The organism is Mariniphaga anaerophila, assembly GCF_900129025.1.
In the GTDB taxonomy this organism is placed as follows: domain Bacteria; phylum Bacteroidota; class Bacteroidia; order Bacteroidales; family Prolixibacteraceae; genus Mariniphaga; species Mariniphaga anaerophila.
Window position 1 is genome coordinate 185,193 of the sequence record NZ_FQUM01000004.1, and the last position, 21,633, is coordinate 206,825.

At 44.0% G+C, this 21,633-nt stretch carries 19 protein-coding genes; 7 read left to right on the forward strand and 12 right to left on the reverse strand.

Features of this window, described 5'->3' with window-relative positions; translation table 11 throughout:
* The gene (locus tag BUB08_RS09330; RefSeq protein WP_073001117.1) at positions 1-2,142 is read left to right on the forward strand and encodes a hypothetical protein; all 2,142 of its coding nucleotides are present in this window, start codon (positions 1-3) and stop codon (positions 2,140-2,142) included.
* Between the two features lie 159 nt (positions 2,143-2,301).
* Here the strand turns inward: BUB08_RS09330 and BUB08_RS09340 are convergent, their stop codons facing one another.
* From BUB08_RS09340 to BUB08_RS09360, 5 genes are all read right to left on the reverse strand, one after another.
* The gene (locus BUB08_RS09340; RefSeq protein WP_073001121.1) at positions 2,302-3,162 is read right to left on the reverse strand and encodes a glycine betaine ABC transporter substrate-binding protein; all 861 of its coding nucleotides are present in this window, start codon (positions 3,160-3,162) and stop codon (positions 2,302-2,304) included.
* Positions 3,163-3,183: 21 nt separating this feature from the next.
* Complete coding sequence (locus BUB08_RS09345; RefSeq protein ID WP_073001122.1) at positions 3,184-4,047, reverse strand: ABC transporter permease; 864 nt, start codon at positions 4,045-4,047, stop codon at positions 3,184-3,186.
* Between the two features lies 1 nt (position 4,048).
* On the reverse strand, positions 4,049-5,299 hold the full coding sequence (locus tag BUB08_RS09350) for a quaternary amine ABC transporter ATP-binding protein (RefSeq protein ID WP_073001124.1): 1,251 nt from the start codon (positions 5,297-5,299) through the stop codon (positions 4,049-4,051).
* An 11-nt stretch (positions 5,300-5,310) separates the two neighbouring features.
* Entirely contained in the window at positions 5,311-6,531 is a 1,221-nt protein-coding gene (locus tag BUB08_RS09355) for a hypothetical protein (RefSeq protein ID WP_073001125.1), read from the reverse strand.
* Between the two features lie 452 nt (positions 6,532-6,983).
* A complete protein-coding gene (locus BUB08_RS09360) occupies positions 6,984-8,942 on the reverse strand; it encodes a tetratricopeptide repeat protein (protein ID WP_073001127.1) in 1,959 nt (652 codons plus the stop codon).
* Positions 8,943-9,036: 94 nt separating this feature from the next.
* Here BUB08_RS09360 and BUB08_RS09365 point away from each other — a divergent pair, with 94 nt between their 5' ends.
* The 6 genes from BUB08_RS09365 (at position 9,037) to BUB08_RS09390 (ending at position 16,070) form a co-directional block, all read left to right on the forward strand.
* Entirely contained in the window at positions 9,037-9,609 is a 573-nt protein-coding gene (locus BUB08_RS09365; protein ID WP_073001129.1) for a DNA-3-methyladenine glycosylase I, read from the forward strand.
* 101 nt (positions 9,610-9,710) lie between these two features.
* On the forward strand, positions 9,711-10,925 hold the full coding sequence (locus BUB08_RS09370; protein ID WP_073001131.1) for a C1 family peptidase: 1,215 nt from the start codon (positions 9,711-9,713) through the stop codon (positions 10,923-10,925).
* A 66-nt stretch (positions 10,926-10,991) separates the two neighbouring features.
* Complete coding sequence (locus BUB08_RS09375) at positions 10,992-11,900, forward strand: hypothetical protein (protein ID WP_073001133.1); 909 nt, start codon at positions 10,992-10,994, stop codon at positions 11,898-11,900.
* A gap of 75 nt (positions 11,901-11,975) precedes the next feature.
* Positions 11,976-12,917 carry a glycosyltransferase family 2 protein gene (locus tag BUB08_RS09380; RefSeq protein WP_073001654.1) on the forward strand — a complete coding sequence of 314 codons (942 nt, stop codon included), beginning with the start codon at positions 11,976-11,978 and terminating at the stop codon, positions 12,915-12,917.
* Positions 12,918-13,014: 97 nt separating this feature from the next.
* Positions 13,015-13,698: a TonB-dependent receptor plug domain-containing protein gene (locus tag BUB08_RS09385; RefSeq protein ID WP_073001135.1), complete on the forward strand. Its 684-nt coding sequence runs from the start codon at positions 13,015-13,017 to the stop codon at positions 13,696-13,698.
* 38 nt (positions 13,699-13,736) lie between these two features.
* Positions 13,737-16,070 (forward strand): glycoside hydrolase family 95 protein, encoded by a 2,334-nt coding sequence (locus tag BUB08_RS09390; protein ID WP_083570676.1) that lies wholly within the window; start codon positions 13,737-13,739, stop codon positions 16,068-16,070.
* Positions 16,071-16,142: 72 nt separating this feature from the next.
* Here BUB08_RS09390 and BUB08_RS09395 read toward each other — a convergent pair whose 3' ends face one another.
* The 7 genes from BUB08_RS09395 to BUB08_RS09425 form a co-directional block, all read right to left on the reverse strand.
* Positions 16,143-16,694 carry a 2-oxoacid:acceptor oxidoreductase family protein gene (locus BUB08_RS09395; RefSeq protein WP_073001658.1) on the reverse strand — a complete coding sequence of 184 codons (552 nt, stop codon included), beginning with the start codon at positions 16,692-16,694 and terminating at the stop codon, positions 16,143-16,145.
* 12 nt (positions 16,695-16,706) lie between these two features.
* Positions 16,707-17,498, reverse strand: a complete 792-nt coding sequence (locus tag BUB08_RS09400) for a thiamine pyrophosphate-dependent enzyme (RefSeq protein ID WP_245820185.1) — start codon at positions 17,496-17,498, stop codon at positions 16,707-16,709.
* Complete coding sequence (locus BUB08_RS09405) at positions 17,495-18,595, reverse strand: 3-methyl-2-oxobutanoate dehydrogenase subunit VorB (RefSeq protein ID WP_073001139.1); 1,101 nt, start codon at positions 18,593-18,595, stop codon at positions 17,495-17,497. The genes BUB08_RS09400 and BUB08_RS09405 overlap by 4 nt, the downstream gene beginning before the upstream one ends.
* Positions 18,596-18,665: 70 nt before the next feature.
* On the reverse strand, positions 18,666-18,890 hold the full coding sequence (locus BUB08_RS09410; protein WP_073001141.1) for a 4Fe-4S binding protein: 225 nt from the start codon (positions 18,888-18,890) through the stop codon (positions 18,666-18,668).
* Between the two features lie 219 nt (positions 18,891-19,109).
* Complete coding sequence (locus BUB08_RS09415; RefSeq protein ID WP_073001143.1) at positions 19,110-19,676, reverse strand: Crp/Fnr family transcriptional regulator; 567 nt, start codon at positions 19,674-19,676, stop codon at positions 19,110-19,112.
* An 11-nt stretch (positions 19,677-19,687) separates the two neighbouring features.
* Positions 19,688-21,007, reverse strand: coding sequence for an aminotransferase class I/II-fold pyridoxal phosphate-dependent enzyme (locus tag BUB08_RS09420; RefSeq protein ID WP_073001145.1), 1,320 nt, complete (start codon positions 21,005-21,007; stop codon positions 19,688-19,690).
* A gap of 95 nt (positions 21,008-21,102) precedes the next feature.
* On the reverse strand, positions 21,103-21,627 hold the full coding sequence (locus BUB08_RS09425; protein WP_073001148.1) for a flavodoxin: 525 nt from the start codon (positions 21,625-21,627) through the stop codon (positions 21,103-21,105).
* Positions 21,628-21,633: the final 6 nt, after the last annotated feature.

Here is a 21,633-nt window from a genome sequence, read left to right on the forward strand (position 1 = left end):
ATGAAACAAGTAAAGTTTTTTCTATTTATCGGGCTAATTCTTCCTTTTACAATTTTAGGACAGCCGATTGAAAATCAAACAATAAAGCAGGATGTTGCCATTCGCCACACCAAACGGGAGGGATTTACTGACGAAAAAGTAAAGGCCATATTTCTGGAAAACAACATGCCGGTTGCCATTATTGAAAATTCGGTCTACAAGTGGGACGGAAAAAACTGGCTTCCGGCTCCGGTTCAACATCGCAAAAGAAACACATTGTTTTCCGGATTGCCCGAAAAAGTGGGTGCCGTTTTGTGTTCTATCACTTACAACGGAAAAAATTTTGCCGGGACTGAAAATGGTTTGTATTGTTCTGAATCCGGAAAAAATAAATGGGAAACGGTTCTGCCGGGCGACGATAAATACCGATGGGCACCATCCGATGTAAGTGTTTTAACAGAAGATAGTGAAGGCCGGCTTTGGTTTGGCGCAGAGCAGGGAGTGGGCTGCCTTCAAAAAAACACATGGAAACTATACGCGGGCGACGAAGGATTGCCGTACAATCGTTTTACCTGTGCTGCCGCCGGTCCCGACGGGATTGTTTGGTTTGGCACAGAAAAAGGTGCTATACGTTTCAAAAACGGCCAGTTTCATTATCGGTTTAGCCTCCGCTGGCTCCCCGATGATTTTGTGAACGACGTGGTTGTTCAAAAAAACGGAACCGCATGGTTTGCCACAAACAAAGGCGTTGGGCAAATTGCACCCCGCTCCATGACATTTGAGCAGAAAGCGCATTATTTCACCCGGCAAACAGAAACCCGCCACCAGCGAATGGGTTTTATTGCGCCAAACGAACTGGAAGTTCCTTACGACACGGCGTCGTTTAAGCACGGCATTTCTGACAACGACGGGAAATATACTTCCATGTACGGCTCGGCACAGGCTTTCAGGTATGCAGTAACCGGCAGCCAGGAAGCAAAAAAGCTGGCCAGAAGAAGTTTCGAAGCATGCAAATGGCTGGTGGATATTACCCACGAACCGAGATTTCCGGCACGGGTAATTGTACCTCACGACTGGCCGGAGCCGCTGGCTGACCCCGAATACAGCCATCAGATGAACATCAGAACCCAGCAGAACGATCCGTTTTGGAAAGACATTAATCCCCGGTTTGTAAAAAGCAAAGACGGCAAATACCTTTGGAAATGCGACACCAGTTCCGACGAACTGGCCGGGCACTATTTCTTTTATGGAATTTATTACGACCTGGTTGCTGAAACAGAGGAAGAAAAAGCTCCGGTACGCGAGGTTGTTGCCGACATAACCGACCACCTCATCCGCAACGGTTTTTTCCTGCGCGACCACGACGGAAAAGCCACCCGCTGGGGAAATTTTTCTCCTGAATTTTGCAATTCCATCTGGGGCTGGGATCAACGCGGACTAAATTCAATGATGATGCTTTCGTTTTTAAATGTTGCCAAACACGTAACCGGCAATGCGAAGTACGACAAAGTAGCTCAAATGCTGCGGAACGAACACAACTACCACATCAACGCCATGCACGGGAAAGAATTTTTTCCGCCGGACAATGTAGTTCCTTGGGACAATAACCTTTGCCTGATGAGCATGCTGGGACTGATGAACTACGAAACTGATCCGGAACTGTTAATCATGTACCGCATGTCGCTCGAAAATTCGTGGCTGCACATCAGCAAGCAAAAAAACGCTTTTTGGGACGCACTCTACTCTGCTATGGCCCAAAAGTTTGCGCAACAGGTTGCAGAAGGATATTTCAATAACGAAAATGTTTTTCCGGAAGCCGGAAGTTTTACCAACAAAGCCGTTTCGACACTGGCGGAATACCCCGACCTTGGAAACCACATTAAGGAGATGTTGCAACAAATTCCTCTCGATTTAATTGGTTACGAAATGGACAACACGCACCGATTGGACGTGGTGCAAGACCCGGCTCCCGGACAAGATCCAACCGTTGGCTGGCGGAAAGACGGGTTTGCGCTTCCGGTTGATGAGCGTGGTCATGTAAGGCAGGATCGCGATGGATTTGCACTTCATTTCAAGGAAGTTGGCGGCGTAAATGCAGAGCAGGAAGGAACTTTCTTTTTGCTGCCGTATTACATGGCACGATACTATAAGTTGATAAAATAATCAATCATTCGGATACGAACTGCCGACGACAAATGCAAAAAAACGGGAAATCGCCGACAGAAATTCAGCAGCTCAAAAGGCTGCTTTTTTCTTTTCAGCCAAAAAAATCCCGGAAAAACTTTTCCCGGGAAACTAATAATCAAAAAATCTTTGGAGTGACTATTCAAACCAACCATCAACGGTTGCTTTATTTTCTTCATACCATTTTGTGGCACCGGCTTCTTCTCCTTCGGCTTTTATTGTTGCCAGTAAACCATACAGTTGTTCTTCACTAAGGTTAAACTTTTTGAAGAACGAGGCAACTTTTGGCATGTCCTCTTCAAACCCTCTTCTTGAAAGAATTGCGCACACGTCTTCAGGATAAACACCTTTTGGATCTTCGAGAAATTTCAAATCGAAGTTGGCCCATTTGAAATGAGGCTTCCAACCAGTTACCACAATCCATTCTTTATTCTTTATTGCTTTTTCGAGGCTGGCAACCATGGCCGGGCCGCTGGAAGTAATCTGCTCAAAATCGAGGTTGTACGCTTCAATTGCTTTCACCGTATTTGTATGAATTCCGGCGCCACTTCCAATCCCTACAATTTCGCCGCCAAATTTATCTTTGTTCGCATTCAGCTCTTCAATAGAATTTATGGTAACATACGAAGGCACCACCAGTCCGGTTGTTCCACCACTGAACGATTCTCCCAGTTTTACCAGTTTATCGCCGTAATCGTCCCAATAATGCCGGTGGGTGTTAGGCAACCATGCATCCAGAAAAACATCGCCTTTTGAATTTGGCTTCGACAACTCGCCATAAATCAAACCCGGTTCCAGATTGGTTAACTCCACTTCGTAACCGTGGTTTTCGAGGGCTACTTTTGCCAAGTGTGTGTAAGCAACACCTTCGGCCCAGTTCGGATACAAAATATTCACCTTTTCTTTTTGTTCGCCTTTTTTGCTGTTGCTGCATGAGCTAAACGCAATAGCGAGCCCCACTACCAGAAACAGACTTAATAAATTTCTTAATTTCATCATAATTATTGTTTTTAATTTTACTTATTTTTTATTTGCAAATGACTGCGTAATGCGGTCGAGCACAATGGCCAGAATTACAATTCCCAGTCCCGATTCAAACCCTTTGGCAATATTATTCTGCTGAATCCCCTGGTAAACGATACTTCCCAGTCCTTTTGCACCAACCATTGACGCAATTACCACCATTGACAATGCCAGCAAAATAACCTGGTTTACTCCGGCCAGAATTGTGGGCATCGCCAGCGGCAACTGAATTTTAAACAGAATCTGGTTTTCGGTTGCGCCAAAAGCACGGCCCGCTTCGATTACATCTTTCTGTACATTTTTTATTCCGAGGCTGGTAAGCCGCACTGCCGGCGGCAACGAAAAAATAACCGTTGCAATAACACCGGGCGTGTTTCCCACACTAAAAAAGAAAATGGCCGGAATCAGGTAAACAAAAGCCGGCATGGTTTGCATAAAATCCAGAATAGGCCGGATAATAGCATCTGCTGTTTTGTTTTTTGCCGAAAGAATTCCAAAGGGAATTCCCAAAATCAGGGCAATTAATGTAGACACGAGCACCAGAGTTGTCGTCTGCATGGCTTCCTTCCAATAGCCCATTCCGTATATTAGCAGGAACCCAAGAATAACAAAAAGTGCCAGCCCCAGACCTTTTTTCAATCCCTCTTTTTTGAAAACTTTACGGCCGGTTTTGGCATAGTAGGCCAAACCTGCAATTACCAGCACAAACAGAATAAAGGGAACAGACAACAACGTGTCGTTCATCACCTCCACAGTCCACGAGATTCCGTCGTCGATTGCCCGCCAGATAACAGAAAAATTTTCTTCCAGCGCATTAATCCCTTTTTCAATATATTTTCCTAAATCTATAACTCTATCCATATTAAATATCGTTAGCTTTTTCAATTAATTCATTCACTTCCTCGTCGCCGTAGCGGGTAGCTTCAATAATGAGAGAAGTCTGGGCAACCAGGCCGAGCAGTTTGCCTGATTTTTCATCGACCACTGCAAGTGGATATCTATGGTTAGAAATCAGGGGAAGCATCTCTTCCACCGTATAATCTTTATACACACTCGGAACATCAGTTCTCAGCGCTTTACTTACCGATGTTTCTTTGGCTTCAGCAAGTTTCAGTGTGTCTTTCAGCCAAACGTATCCTAAAAATTTCCTGTTTTCGTCTTCAACCGGCAGCGCGTCCATCCCGGCGGTGCGCATTTTACGAATTGCCCCTTTGGGACCATCTTTTGCAAGTTGAATCAGCGTTGGCTTATTAAACATTAAAGTTTCGGCGGTGATAATGGTTTTGCGATCCACTTTCTCCACAAACGCCTCTACATATTCACTTGCCGGGTTTGTCAGAATCTCTTCGGCAGTTCCAATTTGCTCAATTATCCCGTCTTTCATAATTACAATCCGGTCGCCAATTTTAATGGCCTCGTCCAAATCGTGGGTAATAAACACAATGGTTTTGCGCAACTTATCCTGAATTTGCAAAAGCTCATCCTGCATATCGGATTTAATTAGCGGGTCGAGTGCAGAAAATGCTTCATCCATTAACAGCACAGCGGGGTCGTTTGCCAAAGCCCGGGCCAGTCCTACGCGCTGCTGCATCCCTCCCGACATTGCTGCCGGATACTGGTCTTCATAACCTTTCAGGCCAACTGTTTCAAGTGCATCCAGTGCTTTTTTTTCGCGTTCGGCCTTTGGTTCTCCTCTCAGTTCCAAACCAAACGCTGCATTTTCCAGAATGGTTTTGTGTGGAAGCAGTCCAAACTTCTGAAAAACCATACTCATTTCGTGCCGGCGAGTTTCCAGCAATTCTTTATTCCCTTCGCGTGTAATGTCGTGTCCGTCAAAAAACACTTTTCCGGCGGTGGGTTCGTTCAGCCTGTTCAAACATCTGATGAGTGTTGATTTTCCGCTTCCGGAAAGCCCCATTATCACAAATATTTCTCCTTCACGAACTTCAAAACTGGCTTTGTTTACACCCACGGTGCACTTTGTTTTCCGCAGAATTTCTTCTTTGGAAACTCCCTTATTGAGCAAGGCCAGAGCTTCTTTTTTTCTTTTTCCGAAAATGAGGGTCAAATCCTCAACTTTCAGTTTTATATTCTTTTTTGATTTTTCTGTCATACATTCATTTATTAAAAATAGTACCCCACGTTAATGTTAAAACGGGTATTCCAATCAGCATCTTCTACCCCCGAGCCCAATCCTTTTCCGAAAGAGCTGGTTAGCCAGGGTTGGTTTTTCCCCATTGCATAATCCACGTAAGTGTAAACCGGTCCGGCAGAGATTAAGAACCCCGGGACAAGATGCTGGGTGTCTGCAAAAGAATCAACGGCTTTGTCGATTAACGTGTAATCTACATAGGGCTGAATACTGGAAACCGGGCCCCATTCCACGGGAATGGTATATGCAATTCCGGCTACATAAATATTTGCCTTTGCTGCAACACCACCGGTGTATCCGTCGCCACTGAAGTACTCATAACCATAAGCCCCCATCTGAACCACGTCTAAATCCCGACCATCGTCTGATTTTGCCCGGTAGTTGTAATGAATGATTTCCGTTTTCAGATTAAACCGCCCAAAGTCGCCAACCAGATGGCCGGCAAAAGCGGTAGATGTTTCCGAATCATCGAGTACTGAGTTGTAGATGCCGCCAACCTGGGCTGACACACCCATTTCCCAGTTTTTGTGGAAGTGCCAGGCCAACCGTGCGTTCACCTGGTTGAGTTCGCGCAAACTTGCGGCTGCCATTTCAGCTTCGCCGTTGCTGTTAACAAAGGCTCCGTTTCCGGGAACAATGTCGTAAGAATACCTTCCCGGACCGGCATTTCCAAAAGTCACATCTCCACCGAACTTAGGCCCTTCCGGCTCTGCCTGACGATAATAAGCCAGAGACAATTCAATATTCTCAGCCGGTGTAAGATCGAATTTTATTCCCATGTCGTAATCGTCTTCCAGGCCAACATAGTATGCCCCCTGAAACCACCAGGAGTGTGAGGCATACTTTGTTATTCCGAAAGGCACCTGCGAAACGCCTAACTTCATATAAACATTATCGGAGAACGCGTACCCCAGGTATCCGTGATGGATGAAGTGGGTGCCGTAAGTAGGATAAAAACGGTATTCAAAACTCAGATCAATTCCAGACATGGAACCGTCCACGTTCAATCGCCAGGTATCCCAGGTAATTTGCGGACTGAGTTTGCCTACACTATTTTCGTAATTGGTTGATAACACATTATATCGAACTGCGCCACCGATCTTAAAGCCATCCTTTTTTTCTTCGGTTTGAGCAATTGTCGAAAATGAAAAAAGCAGTAAAAAAATAATTAAAAAGTTCCTTTTTAAAACCATAAGCTATATATATAAAACAATTATTTTCCTTAATCAGAGCTGTTTAAAGGACAGTGAATCCCTCCCTCAAAAATCAGAGAGCAAATGCACCAGAATAGTTTTTCAAGCAAACATTTTTGCCTGAAAGATTAAACAGAATATTTATTCGGAATTTTAAGTCTACAATACCAGTTAAGTCTGAATTATGTTTTGACTCACTAATGAAACTGGCGGTATTTGCGTTTGCTTCTTTTGGAAAAATTAGCATAAAGCACTGCAAAGAAACAAAAAAAGGATGGGTTAAGAAAATGGCCGTCAAAAAACCCGACAAACAATAGCAACTAAAACACTACTAATAAAGCATTTAGTTATTTTCAAAATTTATTGTTTAACAGAAGATAACAACATCTTAACAATCAAATATTATCATATGAGAATAAATGAATTAGTACAAAAAGAACCGGCTTTTACGGCTAGTTGCAATACCTTTTTATAATGTTGTACGCGCCTTGGATTCCAAGCTCACCTGCCCTACTCAGGTCAAGTGCTCCCCCTTCAACATCGTCGAGGAAAATTTTGGTAAGACCGCGATTAAAATAAGCTTCGGCAAATTCGGGTTCCAGTTCAATGGCCATATTTAGATCTTCAATGGCACTTTTATATTCTTTCAGTCGTAATTTTATGTATGCTCGATTATAGTAGCCAAAAAAGAATTTGGGCTTGAGGTACAACAACGTCTGGTAGTCGTCTAAAACTTTCTGGTACTCTGGCAAATCAACCAAAGTCTCTTCACCGGGTTGCAAATTATTACTTCCTATCGAAACTGTTCTTTCTTCGGGAGTAGTGTTTAAAAGCTCGATCTGTTCCAGCATTTTATACCGGGTATTTCCCCGCAGGAAAAAAGCAATAGCCTGCCGTTTGTCCATGTTAACGGCCCGGTCTAAATCTTCCAGTCCGGCATTAAAATCTCCCGTTAAGCTGTAAAATATTCCACGATTAAGGTAATTGTGTGCGCTTTCATCAATTTTCAGCCGGGCATTAAAATATAGAATGAAATTTTCAAAAACATCCTGGTATTCAGAAACCGGTTTGTTGGTTATGGTCAGCAGCGGATTATAATTATTGGCCTGGTTTAATTCGTCGATGGCCAGGTTGTAATACTGCGAGCGCTCATAATCCACGGCATTTTTCTCAAATGCTGAAACAATAAAAATCGGCTGCAGGTCGATTACAATATTTCGGTTCTGAATTCTACCGTCATCAACTTCCTCCTCATCGTCGGTGGGCAAATCGCGCGAATCTTCCACAACAAGATTAATTCGCTGCCTCCGTTTTTTTGTGTCCTCCTCCTTTTTATCGTCTTCCTTTTTATCTTTATCGGAATCGGTTTTGGTGGTTGCAGAGTTAGTATTTTGCTGCGTGCTGTTTTGCGAAGCCGAACTTTGCTGCGCCTGTTGTGCAGACGAAGATTGCTGTTGCTGGCTCTGTTGTTGCTGTTGTTGTTGGTTCTGCGCGAGCTGCTCAGCGTCAATTCGGCGGCTTTCCAAATCGAATTGCGGATTAAGCTGGGCTGCAATCTGGTAATCGCTCCTGAATCCCGGACGCCCCAAAATTTCGCGTGCCATTGCTCTGTTAAAATATGCACTCGCCATTTCAGGATTCAGTTTCAGTGCCATATCGTAATCCATTATAGCTCCCTCGTAATCTCCCAGTTTATGTTTCACAATTCCGCGGTTGTTAAACGCCAGTGCATTGTCTGGTTCCAGCCTGATTGACTGATCATAATCGCGCAGGGCAGAAGCAAAATCGTCCATTTCAAAACGGGCCAGTCCCCGATTGAGGTACGCCCCGCCAAAGTGCGGCCTGATTATTATTACCTGGTTCAAATCACGAATCGCCTCTTTTACATCGCCTTCCACAATATGCGCATTGCTCCGGTTCATCAGCGCATTGGTCGATTTCGGATTAATTTCCAACGCCTTATTGTAATCACCAATAGCGCCTTCCACATCCTTTAACGCCAGTTTTGCAATTCCGCGGTTATTATATATCGATTCATTTTCAGGATCAAACTCCAGCCCGCGGTTATAATCTTCGATGGCCTTTTTGTAATCCCCCAGATTATGATACGCCATTCCGCGATTCATGAATGCCTGCGGATAAAAAGGTTTTATTTCTATGGCTTTGTCATAATCAAGAATGGCTCCCCTGAAATCTTCAAGTTGATGTTTGGCCACTCCCCTGTAGAAATAGGCTTCGGGAAGATATGGTTTGAATTTTATTACAATATTGAAATATTCTATTGCACCGGTATAGTTGCCGATGGAAATACGTGTGCGCCCAACTCTGATGTAATGATTAATATTTAACTGCGCCTCGGCAATAAACGACGTAGAAAGCAGTAAGAACAGTATGGTCGTAAGTTTTTTCATTCTTGTTTTAATGATTAGCAAAAATAATATTAAAAGGAAACAGGGGCCTGATTCATTAATTTTATTTAACTTTTTCAGCAAATTTATCTGAATTATGTGTGAACGATGCAACTGGGCAACTGCCGACGACCTGATGATTAAATACCACGACACGGAATGGGGAGTTCCCTTACACGATGACCAACGGTTGTTCGAATTTCTGACACTCGAAAGTTTTCAGGCCGGATTAAGCTGGAGGACAGTGCTCCACAAACGCGAAGCATTCAGAAAAGCATTTGATGAATTCGACCCCGAAAAAGTTGCAACTTACGATGAGAAAAAGAAAGCGCAACTGATGACGGATAAATCCATTATTCGGAACAGGCAGAAAATTGATGCCTGCGTAAACAATGCGAAATGCTTTTTAAAGGTTCAGCAGGAATTCGGGAGTTTTGATAAGTACGTCTGGAAATTTGTCGGGAACACCCCAATTGTAAACAATTTCACCTGCTTAGACGAGCTTCCGGCAAAAACACTGCTGTCGGATAAAATTTCAGCCGACTTAAAATCCAGGGGATTTAAATTTATCGGATCAACGGTTGCATATGCGCACATGCAGGCAACCGGCATGATAAACGACCATTTGACCAGCTGTTTCAGATTTAAAAAAATCATCAACAGCTACTGAATGTATTCAGAATGTTTCTAAATGTTAAAATTTTCGTTAAGAAATTTTTTGTTGTTACTTTTGGCATCAATAAAAATAAGAAGTAATAAAGATTTTTTTTAATGAGGATTAGTTCAATAAATATACTGGCAGCGTTCTTTGTTGTTAGTTTTTCACTCCCTGCAATTGCCGGAGATGAAGTTAAAAAGGAGAAAAAGGAGGCTTGGAAATTTGAAGATGTTATTTCTTTGCCTGCCACACCGGTTGAAGATCAGCACCGTTCGGGTACCTGCTGGTCATTTTCAGGGCTTTCATTTTTAGAGTCTGAAATGATACGGTTGGGTAAACCCGAAGTAAATCTTTCTGAAATGTACACCGTTTGGCACACTTATGCAGAAAAAGCAACCAAACACGTACGTCTTCACGGCAACCTGAATTTTTCAGCCGGCGGTGCATTTCACGATGTTACCAACATGATTGCAAAGTACGGAGCAGTTCCCGAATCGGTTTACGACGGGCTAAAATATGGCGAGGATAAACACGTACATGGAGAGATGGACCGGGTATTGCGCGAATATGTTGATGCAGTAATCGAAAACAAAAACCGCAAACTCAGTACCGCATGGCACGATGCATTTACTCAAATCCTGGATACTTATTTAGGTGAACTGCCTCAAAAATTCGAATACGAAGGAAAGTCGTACACGCCGATGAGCTTTGCCGACAACTACATGGGGCTGAACATGGACGATTACGTGGAAATTACATCGTACACCCATCATCCGTTTTATTCCAAATTTATTTTGGAAATCCCCGACAACTGGTCGTGGGACGAAATGTACAACGTTCCGCTGGATGAATTTGAAGAAATCATCGATTATTCGCTGAACAACGGATTTACCATTGCATGGGCAGCCGACGTTAGTGAAAAAGGATTTGTTTCGGGAAACAAAGGAGTTGCCGTTTTGCCTGCAGCACCGCAAACCGATATGTCAGACGCTGAAATCTCACGTTGGGAAGCATTGCCGGAAAGAGAACGCGAAAACGAATTATACAAACTGGACAAACCGGTTCCGGAACTGAAAGTGGATCAGGAAATGAGGCAAATTGCTTTTGATAATTTCCAGACCACCGACGACCACGGGATGCATATTATCGGCACTGCCGTTGACCGCGACGGAAACACTTTTTACAAAGTGAAAAATTCGTGGGGCGAATACAACAAATTCGATGGTTATTTTTACGCATCGAAACCTTATGTAAAATATAAGACAATGTGTATTATGGTACACAAAGATGCCATTCCACCGGGAATCAGAGAAAAACTGAATTTATAATCATAACAAGGACTGTAATATTTTGCAGTCCTTTTTTATTTATTTTTACCCGGTATTTTTAATGCAATGAAATTCCGATTTATAGTTATTCTTATTGTGTGGCTGGGTGCGTTTCGGGGAACGGCACAAACAGCAGAAGGCGATGTTTCATGGTGGAATATTCTGCATGGCTGGGAAGTGGGCGACCCGGGCTGGCGCAACTGGATGATAATAAGCCCCGGGTATTTTGGTCCCAATGCACTGCCGGTCCCTCACGTTCAGAAAGGCGAATTGTTTAAATCAGCCGAGATTGAACTCACAGCATCGAACCATTTTCACAAGGGCGATCCCACCCAGGATATTTCGGGATACATTTACATTCCTTTTGCAAAAAATACGGTTGCAATAGAAATGTACGGCGTTGCTTTCGAACGCTTTGCTTTTTCAGAAGAAATAAGAAACGAACGCTATTCACGTATAAAAGACGGCAAGGGAACAGCCATTGGCGATTTCTACTTCAGTACCCTGGTTCAGATAATTAAAGGCAGAAAATTTCCCAATACATTGTTTCGCTTTGGTACTAAAACGGCTTCGGGAAATATGCTGGAAGGAGCGCGCTACATCGACAGCCCGGCCTATTTTCTGGATCTCAGCTTTTCGAAGAAATTCGGAAATTCAGAAACCGGTGCGTTAAAACCGTTTGCCATGATCGGCTTTTACTCCTGGCAGACCAACGACGAGTTGAATCTCCAGAACGATGCCCTGCTTTACGGAATCGGCACCGATTTCATCAAAAACAACTGGTTGATTTCGGCGTCCTGCTCGGGCTACTCGGGGTACAAAAACGAGCGCGACAGGCCGGTTCAGCTAAACTTCGATCTAAGAAAAGACTTTCATAAAAAAGCGCTTCGTTTTCAGTACCAGCACGGGCTGCAACACTGGGAATATAAAACAATCAGGGTATCATATATTTGGAAATTGAATCAAGACAAATAAGAAGCCGTTTTTGCAACGGATTTGTTTACCTTTGCGAAAATTTCAAAAAGTTCAGGAACAAAATACTTTCATAAAATGAAGAAACTCTCACTGGTAATCTGCGTTTTTAACGAAGAGCCCAACATAAAACCCCTTTCGGAACAAATTCAGCAAGCCTTAAAAGATATCGATTTTGAAGCCATTTTTGTGGATGATGGTTCAACCGACGGCACCCGTTCAGAGATTCTTAACATAAATGACGACCGCTTTATTTTGGTCGAGCTGAGAAGAAACTACGGACAAAGTTCTGCCCTGCAGGCCGGCATCGACCAGGCCGAAGGAGAGTACGTGGCACTTATTGACGGCGACCTGCAAAACGACCCGGCAGATATTCCGGGAATGCTCAACATGATTGAAAACGAAGGCTGGGATATGGTTGCCGGTGTTCGCGCCAACCGCAAAGACGGCATGTTCCTGCGGAAAATACCGTCAAAAATTGCCAACTACATGATTCGCCGGTCAACCGGAACAAAAATGAAAGACCTGGGCTGCACCCTCAAAATTTTCACAAAAGAAACCATAAAAAGCATTCATATTTACGGAGAACTTCACCGTTTTATCCCGGTGCTGGCTACCCTCGAAGGAGCAACGCGGATTACACAAATTGATGTAAACCACCGTCCGCGCACGTTCGGCACATCAAAATACAACCTCAGCCGAACCACAAAAGTAATGAGCGACCTTTTGCTGATGATCTTCCTAAAAAAATACTTACAACGCCCAATGCACCTCTTTGGAGGAATAGGAATTGTAACTTTTCTGGTAGGAGCGCTCATCAATGTTTATATGCTAATTCTGAAAATTATTGGTTACGACATTTGGGGAAAACCGCTGCTTTTACTGGGCATTCTTTTGGTGATGGGAGGAATCCAGTTTGTAACTATCGGGATTATTGCCGAGCTGCAAATGCGAACTTATTTCGAATCGCAGAAAAAAACACCGTACCGGATAAAACGAATCGTCAAAGCAAAAAAGTAGAATAGCATTTCCCTGAAAATGTTTTTTGGTGGCCGGCCTGTTAAAAGTTTGATTTTTAAACTAAATTTGTGATATACATCAAACTAAAAAACAAGCCATGAATACCATTTTTTTTAAATCATTCCTTCTGCTTGCTGCACTCTGCCTTGCTCTGGCAACAGAAGCACAGGAAAAAATCATTCACGGAATTGTAACCACTTTCGACAGCATTCCGCTTATTGATGCAGAAGTACAGGTGAGAAGCACAAAACACGTTGTGTTGACAGATTCGCTTGGCAGATTTTCGGTTGCCATAAATCCCGGCGACAGGCTGAAAGTAAGTGCCTCCGGTTTTTATACACAGAAGGTTAAACTTGAAGAAAAAACCAAAATCGCCGCCATCAACCTAAAACTAAAACCCGGCGAAAAGAACAGAGAATATGCCATTGGGTACGGGCATGTTTCCGACAGGGACAAACTCAATGCACTGGCATCGTTGAACAGCAAAGACATGGACTTTAGCCAGTACAGTAATATTTACGACCTGATAAAAGGCCGCTTTGCCGGAGTTCAAATCACCAACGGAGAAATCATCATTCGGGGAATAAATTCAATAAACAGCAGCAGCGCCGCACTAATTATTGTCGACGGAGTTCCGGTTGACGGCAGCGCACTCAGCTCCATTCCTCCGGTGCAGGTAAAAAGCATTAACGTAATAAAAGACGGAAGCTCTGCCATATACGGCTCCCGTGGAGCCAACGGAGTAGTTCTGATTGAAACCAAACGCGGAAACGACCAATAACTCCATTCAATTTTTCTAACAAATCAAACCAACAAAAAATGACACAAAAATTTTTTCTGTCCTTCCTGTTTATTGCATTATTTTTTCAGGGATGCAACCAACAAAAACAAGCACCGGAAAGAGAACTAAAACTTTGGTACACCGAACCGGCAGACGAATGGACAGAGGCTCTTCCTGTCGGGAACGGAAGGCTGGGGGCCATGGTTTTTGGAGGAACGCAAACCGAACGCATTCAACTTAACGAAGAATCGGTGTGGACTGGTGGCCCCATAACACGGGCAAACCCCGAAGCGCTGGAAAACCTGGATAAAGTTCGCCAGCTTTTGTTCGAGGGAAAATATGCAGAAGGCGACCGACTGGCACAAGAAAAAATTATGGGAACCCGCATTGATGCTGGCAAACACACATACCAAACACTGGGAGATCTGTTTTTTCATTTTGAAGGAATGGACGAAATTTCGAATTACAAAAGAGAACTGGACCTGCGCACCGCAATAACCAGAACAAACTTTGAATCGAACGGAACAATTTTCACCCGCGAAATTTTTGCGTCGGCTCCCGATCAGGTAATCGTTGTAAAACTTTCGGCTTCGGAAAAAGCTAAATTAAATTTTGAAACATGGATGGAACGCCCCGGCGACGCTGAACTGGTGACAGCAAACAACAACCAGTTGCTGATGGATGGTTTCGCCCAAAACGACGGCATCGGAACACATTTTGCCTCGGTTGTAAACATCGAAAATACCGGAGGAGAAGTAATTTCTGATGGCAAAAAAATTAAAGTAACAAACGCCGACGAAGTTGTTCTGCTGATTTCCGGGAGGACTGATTTCCATGGAGAAAACGAAAAAGAGAAATCGGCACAAGATATTCAGAAAACAGCATCCACCGATTTTGAGCAGCTCAAAAAAAATCATATTACCGACTACCAGACGCTTTTTAACCGGGTAGATTTAAAACTAAACGCCCCTGACACGTTGAACATTTCCACCGACAAACGGCTGGAACGAGTAAAAAATGGTGCCGAGGACGTTCACCTCACCGAACTCTATTTTCAGTTTGGAAGGTACCTGCTCATCAGTTCGTCGCGGCCGGGCGGGTTGCCCGCCAACCTCCAGGGAATTTGGGACGGATCGCTGACTCCACCCTGGAATGCCGACTACCACATCAACATTAATATTCAGATGAACTATTGGCCGGCATTGGTCACCAACCTGGCCGAAACGCAGCAGCCGTTTTTTGAATTTGTGGATGCACTGCGGGAACGAGGCGCAAAAACAGCTAAGGAAACATACGGTTGCCGCGGGTTTGTTGCACACCACACTACCGACATCTGGAAATTTACCGATCCCATCGGAATGACCGGTTACGGCATGTGGCCAATGGGTGCTGCCTGGTGTTCCGACCATTTTTGGGAACACTACGATTACACCGGTGACATGAAATTTCTTAAAGAGAAAGCATATCCGGTGCTGAAAAATGCAGCTCTTTTCTTTGTAGATTTTTTGGTAGAAAATCCCAAAACAGGCCTCCTTGTTTCCGGACCGAGCATGTCGCCCGAGAACAAGTTTATTGCGCCTAACGGAGAAAAAGCAGCTGTTTGCATGGGGCCGGCTATGGATCACCAAATTATTCGCGAGCTTTTTACCAACTGCATAAAAACAACAGAAATATTAAACACCGACAAACAGTTTGCAGACACGCTGCGCACGCTGCTTGCCAAACTCACCCCTTCGCAAATCGGATCTGACGGGCGCATTCTGGAATGGTCGGAAGAACTGCCGGAGGCAGAACCCGGGCACCGTCACATGTCACATTTATACGCGTTGTATCCGGGCGAAGAATTTACTGACCCCAACGATCCCAAATGGATGGAAGCCTCGCGAAAATCGATTGAGGGACGACTAAAACACGGCGGCGGGCACACCGGCTGGAGCCGCGCCTGGATCATCAACTTTTTTGCACGGTTAAAAGACGGCCAGGCGGCGCAGGAAAATATTCAGGCTCTATTTGCCAAATCTACCCACCCGAATCTATTCGACAACCACCCGCCATTTCAAATCGACGGAAACTTTGGCGCTACTGCGGGCATTGCCGAAATGCTGCTGCAAAGCCACAACGGAGTACTCCAGTTTTTACCGGCTCTTCCTCCATCCTGGAAAAGCGGACAAATTAAAGGGCTTAGGGCGCGTGAAGGTTTTGAAGTGAATTTGAGATGGGAGAACGGAAATCTCACGGAAGCAACCGTAAAATCACTGCTTGGCAATCCGTGCAAAGTAATTTACGGAGAACTAACTGCCGAGACAAAAACAAAATCAGGGCAAATTTTCACATTCAACGAAAAGCTGGAAGTTACCAAAGCCGCAAACTAACAGAAAATAAAAAAGCTATCCGGCCAAAACCAGATAGCTTTTACAATATTTCATTTCCCTCAAAAATGTAAGCTAAACTTCTTTTACTGTTTCCACTATCTCCTGCCCTCTTTTAATGGCTTCAAGGTTAAGCGGAATTAGTTTGTGATAACGTTCGGGCAACGATTTTTCCAGCCCTTTTTCTACGTTATCCAGTTTCAAAATAGGTTTTACTTTCAAGAAACCTCCCAAAATTATCATATTAAATACCTTGGGATTTCCCATTTCTACAGATTCCCGGGTTCCTTCCACCTTAAAAATCCGAATATCAGTTCGTGTGGGAGGATTAACAATTCCGTTGGGATCGTACAACAGGGTTCCGCCCGGTTTCACTGCTTTTTCAAATTTATCGAGGCTCTGCTGGTTCAGAATAATCGCAGTATCGTATTCATGCAAAACCGGAGAGCTGATTCGTTTATCACTTACGATAACAGTAACATTGGCAGTTCCTCCACGCATTTCGGGTCCGTACGAAGGAAACCAGGTAACTTCTTTATCTTCCATAATTCCGGAGTAGGCGATAATTTTCCCCATGGAAAGTACACCTTGTCCTCCAAAACCGGCAATTATCATTTCTTCTGTCATAATTTCTGGCATTTAATTGTTTGAAACAGGATTTCCTTTTTCGCCGTCTTTCAAATCTCCCAGCGGATAATACGGGAACATATTTTCTTCCATCCATTTATTTGCTTTTGCCGGAGACATTTTCCACCCCGAGTTGCAGGTAGAAACGACTTCAACAAAAGAAGTTCCTTTCCGGTCGAGAACATTCCGGATACCTTTTTTCAGCGCCCGTTTACATTTGCGCACGGCAGGAGCAGTTTGAGCCGACTGCCGGGTAACATACGATGTTCCGGGAAGCTGGGCAACCAGCTCTGTCATTTTCAACGGGTATCCGTTCAAATCAACGTCTCTTCCGCAGGGAGTGGTTGAAGTTACCATGTCTTCGAGCGTAGTAGGCGCCATTTGTCCACCGGTCATTCCGTAAATTCCGTTATTAATAAAAACGACCAGTATATTTTCGCCTCGGTTGCAGGCATGAATAATTTCTCCTGCCCCGATAGACGCCAGGTCGCCGTCGCCCTGATAGGTGAACACGAACTTTTCGGGATTCAGCCGCGAAATGCCTGTTGCAATTGCCGGAGCCCTTCCGTGGGCCGCTTCCTGCCAGTCGATATCAATGTAGTTGTACGCGAAAACCGCGCAGCCAACCGGCGCCACACCCACAGATTTTTCCTGCAGCCCCATTTCGTCAATCAGCTCTGCCATTAGTTTATGAACAACGCCGTGGGTACACCCCGGGCAGTAGTGCATTATGGTATCAATCAACAATTCTGATTTTCCGTAAACCAGGTTTTCAGGTTTTACTATTTCTTTGATGTCCATCATTTTTCCTCCCCAATTAATTTTTGTTCCAACGCATCTACCACTTCACCCGGAGAAGGAATAATTCCGCCCATTCTGCCGAAAAATTCAACCTTCCGGTATATCTGAGTTTCATAAACCGCTTGTTTAATGTCTTCCACCATTTGGCCGGCATTCATTTCAACCGATAAGAAACCTTTTACTTTTGGAGCAAGTTCTTTAACAATATTTTTGGGGAACGGGAAAAGAGTTATCGGACGAAGCAGTCCTACTTTTAATCCTTTATCCCGTGCAATTTCCATGGCTTTCTGGCAAACGCGTGCCGATGTTCCGTAAGCCACAAAAATGTATTCGGCATCGTCGCACTGAATGGCTTCGTAACGCTGTTCTTCGGCTTCCATCCTGCGATATTTTGCCTGAAACCTCAGGTTATTTTGCTCCATTTTGTCTGAATCGAGCTCCAGCGAAGTAATTACATTGCGCTGGCGGGAAGCAGGTTTTCCGGTTGTTGCCCAACTGCCGTTTTTCTCTACCACTTCCTCTTCTGTCCAGCGTTTTTTGTAGTCCGACAGTTCTACCTTTTCCATCATCTGGCCAATGGCTCCGTCGGTCAGAATCATTGCCGGATTACGATATTTAAAAGCAAGTTCGAAAGCAAGGTCTACAAAATCGTTCATCTCCTGAACGGAAGAAGGAGCCAGCACAAGCATTTTATAATCGCCGTGGCCTCCGCCTTTTACAGACTGAAAATAATCGGCCTGCGAGGGCTGTATTGTACCAAGCCCCGGGCCTCCGCGCTGTACATTAACTATCAGGCAGGGCAGCTCGGCTCCTGCAATGTAGGATATTCCTTCTGCCATCAGGCTAACCCCCGGGCTCGACGAGGATGTCATCACTTTTTTACCGGTGCCCGCAGCGCCGTACACCATATTAATTGCAGCCACTTCACTTTCAGCCTGCAAAACAACCATGCCGGTTTCGGTCCAGGGCTGGCGTTCCATCAGCTTTTCCATTATTTCAGACTGAGGTGTAATGGGATAGCCGAAATAGCCATCGCAACCACAGCGGATTACAGCTTCGGCCAGCACCTCATTTCCTTTCATTAACCTAAGTTCTCCCATTGTATATCGTTTTATTTATTTCAACACATTTTTAAAATTATACCAAAACAATGCCGGTTGAATTTCAACACTAAAGTTTCACCCGGTAAACGGTAATGCAGGTGTCGGGACAAACAACACCGCAATTGGCACAGCCAATACATGCTTCCGGGTTTTTCATGTACGAATAGTGGTACCCCCGGCTATTCACCTCCAGGTGCAAAGCTAAAACACCTTCAGGGCAGGATTCAACACATAACTCACAGCCTTTGCAAACTTCTGTGTCGACTACGACAGCTCCTCTTACTTTTGCCATATTAATTCAATTTTCTGCTAAATTTAAAAACCTTTTTTACCTGAAAACACCATAAAAATCAGGTTATTCTACTATTTTGAAGGAGGGTTAAGATTTGTAAATCAATAGAATATACTACTAACAAATTATTATTATTTCTGTAATTCTGATTTAAATCCGGTTCTGTTTGACAAAACTATTTCAAAAAAAATAAAAATTATGCAACTAATGTTGCGTATATCAAATTTTATAAAGGAAACGTGTAAGTATGTTGCGATGAATACCCAGATATGAAGCAATATGCTGCCGCTGAAGTTTTTTCCCCAGCTCGGGATACTCCTCAAAAAATTTTCGGATGCGCTGCTCTGCGTTTAACGATTGAAAGGAGTGAATGCGCTCCAACGCCTGAACATAGCTTTCTTCTGCTAAAATACGCACGGTTCGTTCAAATTTGGGATGATTATCCAGCAAATGTTTAAACTCTTCCTTTTCAATGCAAATCAATTCTGAGTCTTCGTACGCACTGATGGATTCGCTGGAACTCTTTCCCTGATAAAACCCGCGGTGGTTGCTTACAATAAAATTATTGGGCGGAAAGAAAAAACGGGAAACCCATTCTGTTCCGCCCTCGGCAATGTAAGTTGAATAGAGCAACCCGCTAATAAGAATGCCGATTTTCTGTATTTTTTCGCCGTATGCAATAAAAGATTCCCCTTTTTTCAGAACAACAGGTTTATTTTTAAGTTCCAGATTCTGAAGTAACTCAAGCGTGAGGTTGTAACGGGAAATTACTTTTTTGGGATCCATCCGGTTGTGTGTCAGTCTTTGCCGGAAAAATGAGCATTGAACAGCTTCAGGCGGTGTTCCAAATCACCAAACTGTTCCCGTTGTACAAATGAAACGCATGCCCGAATCCCTTCTTCGTTACTGCCGGTATTGTCGAGCGCAATAGCACTGACTCCGTAGTACAGCAGATTTGCGACCAACTGGTTTCCGGTCATTCCCGGATACAAAATGGTGAAATAAAAACCATCGGCAATGGGTTTTCCCAAATCGTTTTTATAAACAATATCAAATCCGTTTTCAAGGAAAAGCCGTTTCATCTCGCGGGCTTTTTCGCCGTATTCTTTTATGTCTTCAATAAAATTGAAATGCCCTTCGTTAGCGGCTTTCAGCATGGCAGCCATGGCATACTGGCCAGAGTGGCTAGTGCCTGACGACAGCGCATAAAGCAGCCTCAATGTGATAGTGCTTCCGAAATCGGTTCCGCCAAACCGTTTTTGCAAAGCGGGATAATCGCGTTTATACAGCGAATCGGAAATTATCATTAAAGCACAACGCTGGCCGGCGTATGAAAATATTTTTGAGCTGGAAATAAACAAAATATAATTATCAGTGTACTTTGCCACAGTTGGCTGATAAGGCGGTTCTCCGGGTTTTGAAAAATCCTGCCGAAAATCCATCCCGAAATAGGCCAAATCTTCCATTATAATCAAATCGTATTTATCGGCCAGTTCTCCGATAACCTGCAGCTCTTCTTCGTTAAAACAAATCCAGGAAGGATTGTTGGGGCTGGAATAAACAATGGAGCAAATGTTCCCTTTTGAGAGATATTCTTCCAGTTTTGGACGCAGCTTTTCTCCCCTGAAATGAAACACATCAAATGTTTCGTATTTCTGCCCGAGTACCATCATTTGTTGTTTCTGCACCGGAAACCCGGGGTCGATAAACAAAGTGGTATCTTTTCCTTCTTTTACATTGGCCGCAGCCATAAATGCAGCATAAGTCCCCTGCATGGAACCCACCGTTGGAATGCAGCCTTTGGCAGAGACATCAATATTCAAAAAATTTTTTGCAAAGCGCGAAGCCTCTTCTTTAAGGGGTTTAATGCCGTCAACCATCGGATAAATGGCAGCAACTCCCTTTTTCAGCGCTTCTATTTCGGCTTCTACGCCAACGCGGGCCGGCGGCAATCCCGGAACCCCCATTTCCATACGTACATATTTAGCTCCGGTTTCCTCTTCAACGAGGTTTACCAACGCCACAATTACCCTTATCGAAGCTTTGCCGGGGTCGGCAATACGAAGCTCTTTAATTTTTTTATCGATTATTTCTTTATTGAAAGGCGAATTATTCATTGCTACATTGTTAAAGCGTAACTGTTAAACTAAAACGAAATTTGCACCGCAATAAAACTCCGGTGCAAATTCAGTTTTCTTTATATAATAAAATTTTAAAATTCGAATTCAGGACGAATTTGTTCCACCCAGTTTTTAACCCGCTCATCGGTTAATTCCGGTTCAAAATCCTCGTCAACCGGCAACCCGATAAAATTGCCGTCAACAACTGCTTCCGAGTCGTCAAACTCATAACCGTCAGTTGGCACCTGCCCCACCAGAGTTGCTCCGTTTTTCATCAGCTCGCGCCCCAGCAGCCCGATGTGATCGACAAATGTAGCTCCGTAGGTTACATGATCGCCCAATCCGAAAACAGCAACTGTTTTGCCTTCGTAACGGGTTTTAGCGATTTCGGGCAAAAAATTGGCCCAGTCCACATTATTGTACGTGGTGTGCCAGGTTTCTTTTCCAACGGTTGAAATGCCAAAAATAATTTTATCGTATTTTTCGAGGTCGGCAACGGTGGCACCTTTTACGGGTATCATCACCACTTTTTCTTCGCCGATGGCATTTTTTACTTTTTGGGCTACCCGGTCGACTGCTCCATCTTCCGGGCCAAAGAAAATCGCAATTTTGTCCATATCGTT

Excerpts from the sequence above, each read along its gene's own strand:
- BUB08_RS09330 (WP_073001117.1), top strand. The coding sequence starts at position 1 with ATGAAACAAGTAAAGTTTTTTCTATTTATCGGGCTAATTCTTCCTTTT.
- BUB08_RS09340 (WP_073001121.1), bottom strand. The coding sequence starts at position 3,162 with ATGATGAAATTAAGAAATTTATTAAGTCTGTTTCTGGTAGTGGGGCTC.
- BUB08_RS09345 (WP_073001122.1), bottom strand. The coding sequence starts at position 4,047 with ATGGATAGAGTTATAGATTTAGGAAAATATATTGAAAAAGGGATTAAT.
- BUB08_RS09350 (WP_073001124.1), bottom strand. The coding sequence starts at position 5,299 with ATGACAGAAAAATCAAAAAAGAATATAAAACTGAAAGTTGAGGATTTG.
- BUB08_RS09355 (WP_073001125.1), bottom strand. The coding sequence starts at position 6,531 with ATGGTTTTAAAAAGGAACTTTTTAATTATTTTTTTACTGCTTTTTTCA.
- BUB08_RS09360 (WP_073001127.1), bottom strand. The coding sequence starts at position 8,942 with ATGAAAAAACTTACGACCATACTGTTCTTACTGCTTTCTACGTCGTTT.
- BUB08_RS09365 (WP_073001129.1), top strand. The coding sequence starts at position 9,037 with ATGTGTGAACGATGCAACTGGGCAACTGCCGACGACCTGATGATTAAA.
- BUB08_RS09370 (WP_073001131.1), top strand. The coding sequence starts at position 9,711 with ATGAGGATTAGTTCAATAAATATACTGGCAGCGTTCTTTGTTGTTAGT.
- BUB08_RS09375 (WP_073001133.1), top strand. The coding sequence starts at position 10,992 with ATGAAATTCCGATTTATAGTTATTCTTATTGTGTGGCTGGGTGCGTTT.
- BUB08_RS09380 (WP_073001654.1), top strand. The coding sequence starts at position 11,976 with ATGAAGAAACTCTCACTGGTAATCTGCGTTTTTAACGAAGAGCCCAAC.
- BUB08_RS09385 (WP_073001135.1), top strand. The coding sequence starts at position 13,015 with ATGAATACCATTTTTTTTAAATCATTCCTTCTGCTTGCTGCACTCTGC.
- BUB08_RS09390 (WP_083570676.1), top strand. The coding sequence starts at position 13,737 with ATGACACAAAAATTTTTTCTGTCCTTCCTGTTTATTGCATTATTTTTT.
- BUB08_RS09395 (WP_073001658.1), bottom strand. The coding sequence starts at position 16,694 with ATGACAGAAGAAATGATAATTGCCGGTTTTGGAGGACAAGGTGTACTT.
- BUB08_RS09400 (WP_245820185.1), bottom strand. The coding sequence starts at position 17,498 with ATGATGGACATCAAAGAAATAGTAAAACCTGAAAACCTGGTTTACGGA.
- BUB08_RS09405 (WP_073001139.1), bottom strand. The coding sequence starts at position 18,595 with ATGGGAGAACTTAGGTTAATGAAAGGAAATGAGGTGCTGGCCGAAGCT.
- BUB08_RS09410 (WP_073001141.1), bottom strand. The coding sequence starts at position 18,890 with ATGGCAAAAGTAAGAGGAGCTGTCGTAGTCGACACAGAAGTTTGCAAA.
- BUB08_RS09415 (WP_073001143.1), bottom strand. The coding sequence starts at position 19,676 with ATGGATCCCAAAAAAGTAATTTCCCGTTACAACCTCACGCTTGAGTTA.
- BUB08_RS09420 (WP_073001145.1), bottom strand. The coding sequence starts at position 21,007 with ATGAATAATTCGCCTTTCAATAAAGAAATAATCGATAAAAAAATTAAA.
- BUB08_RS09425 (WP_073001148.1), bottom strand. The coding sequence starts at position 21,627 with ATGGACAAAATTGCGATTTTCTTTGGCCCGGAAGATGGAGCAGTCGAC.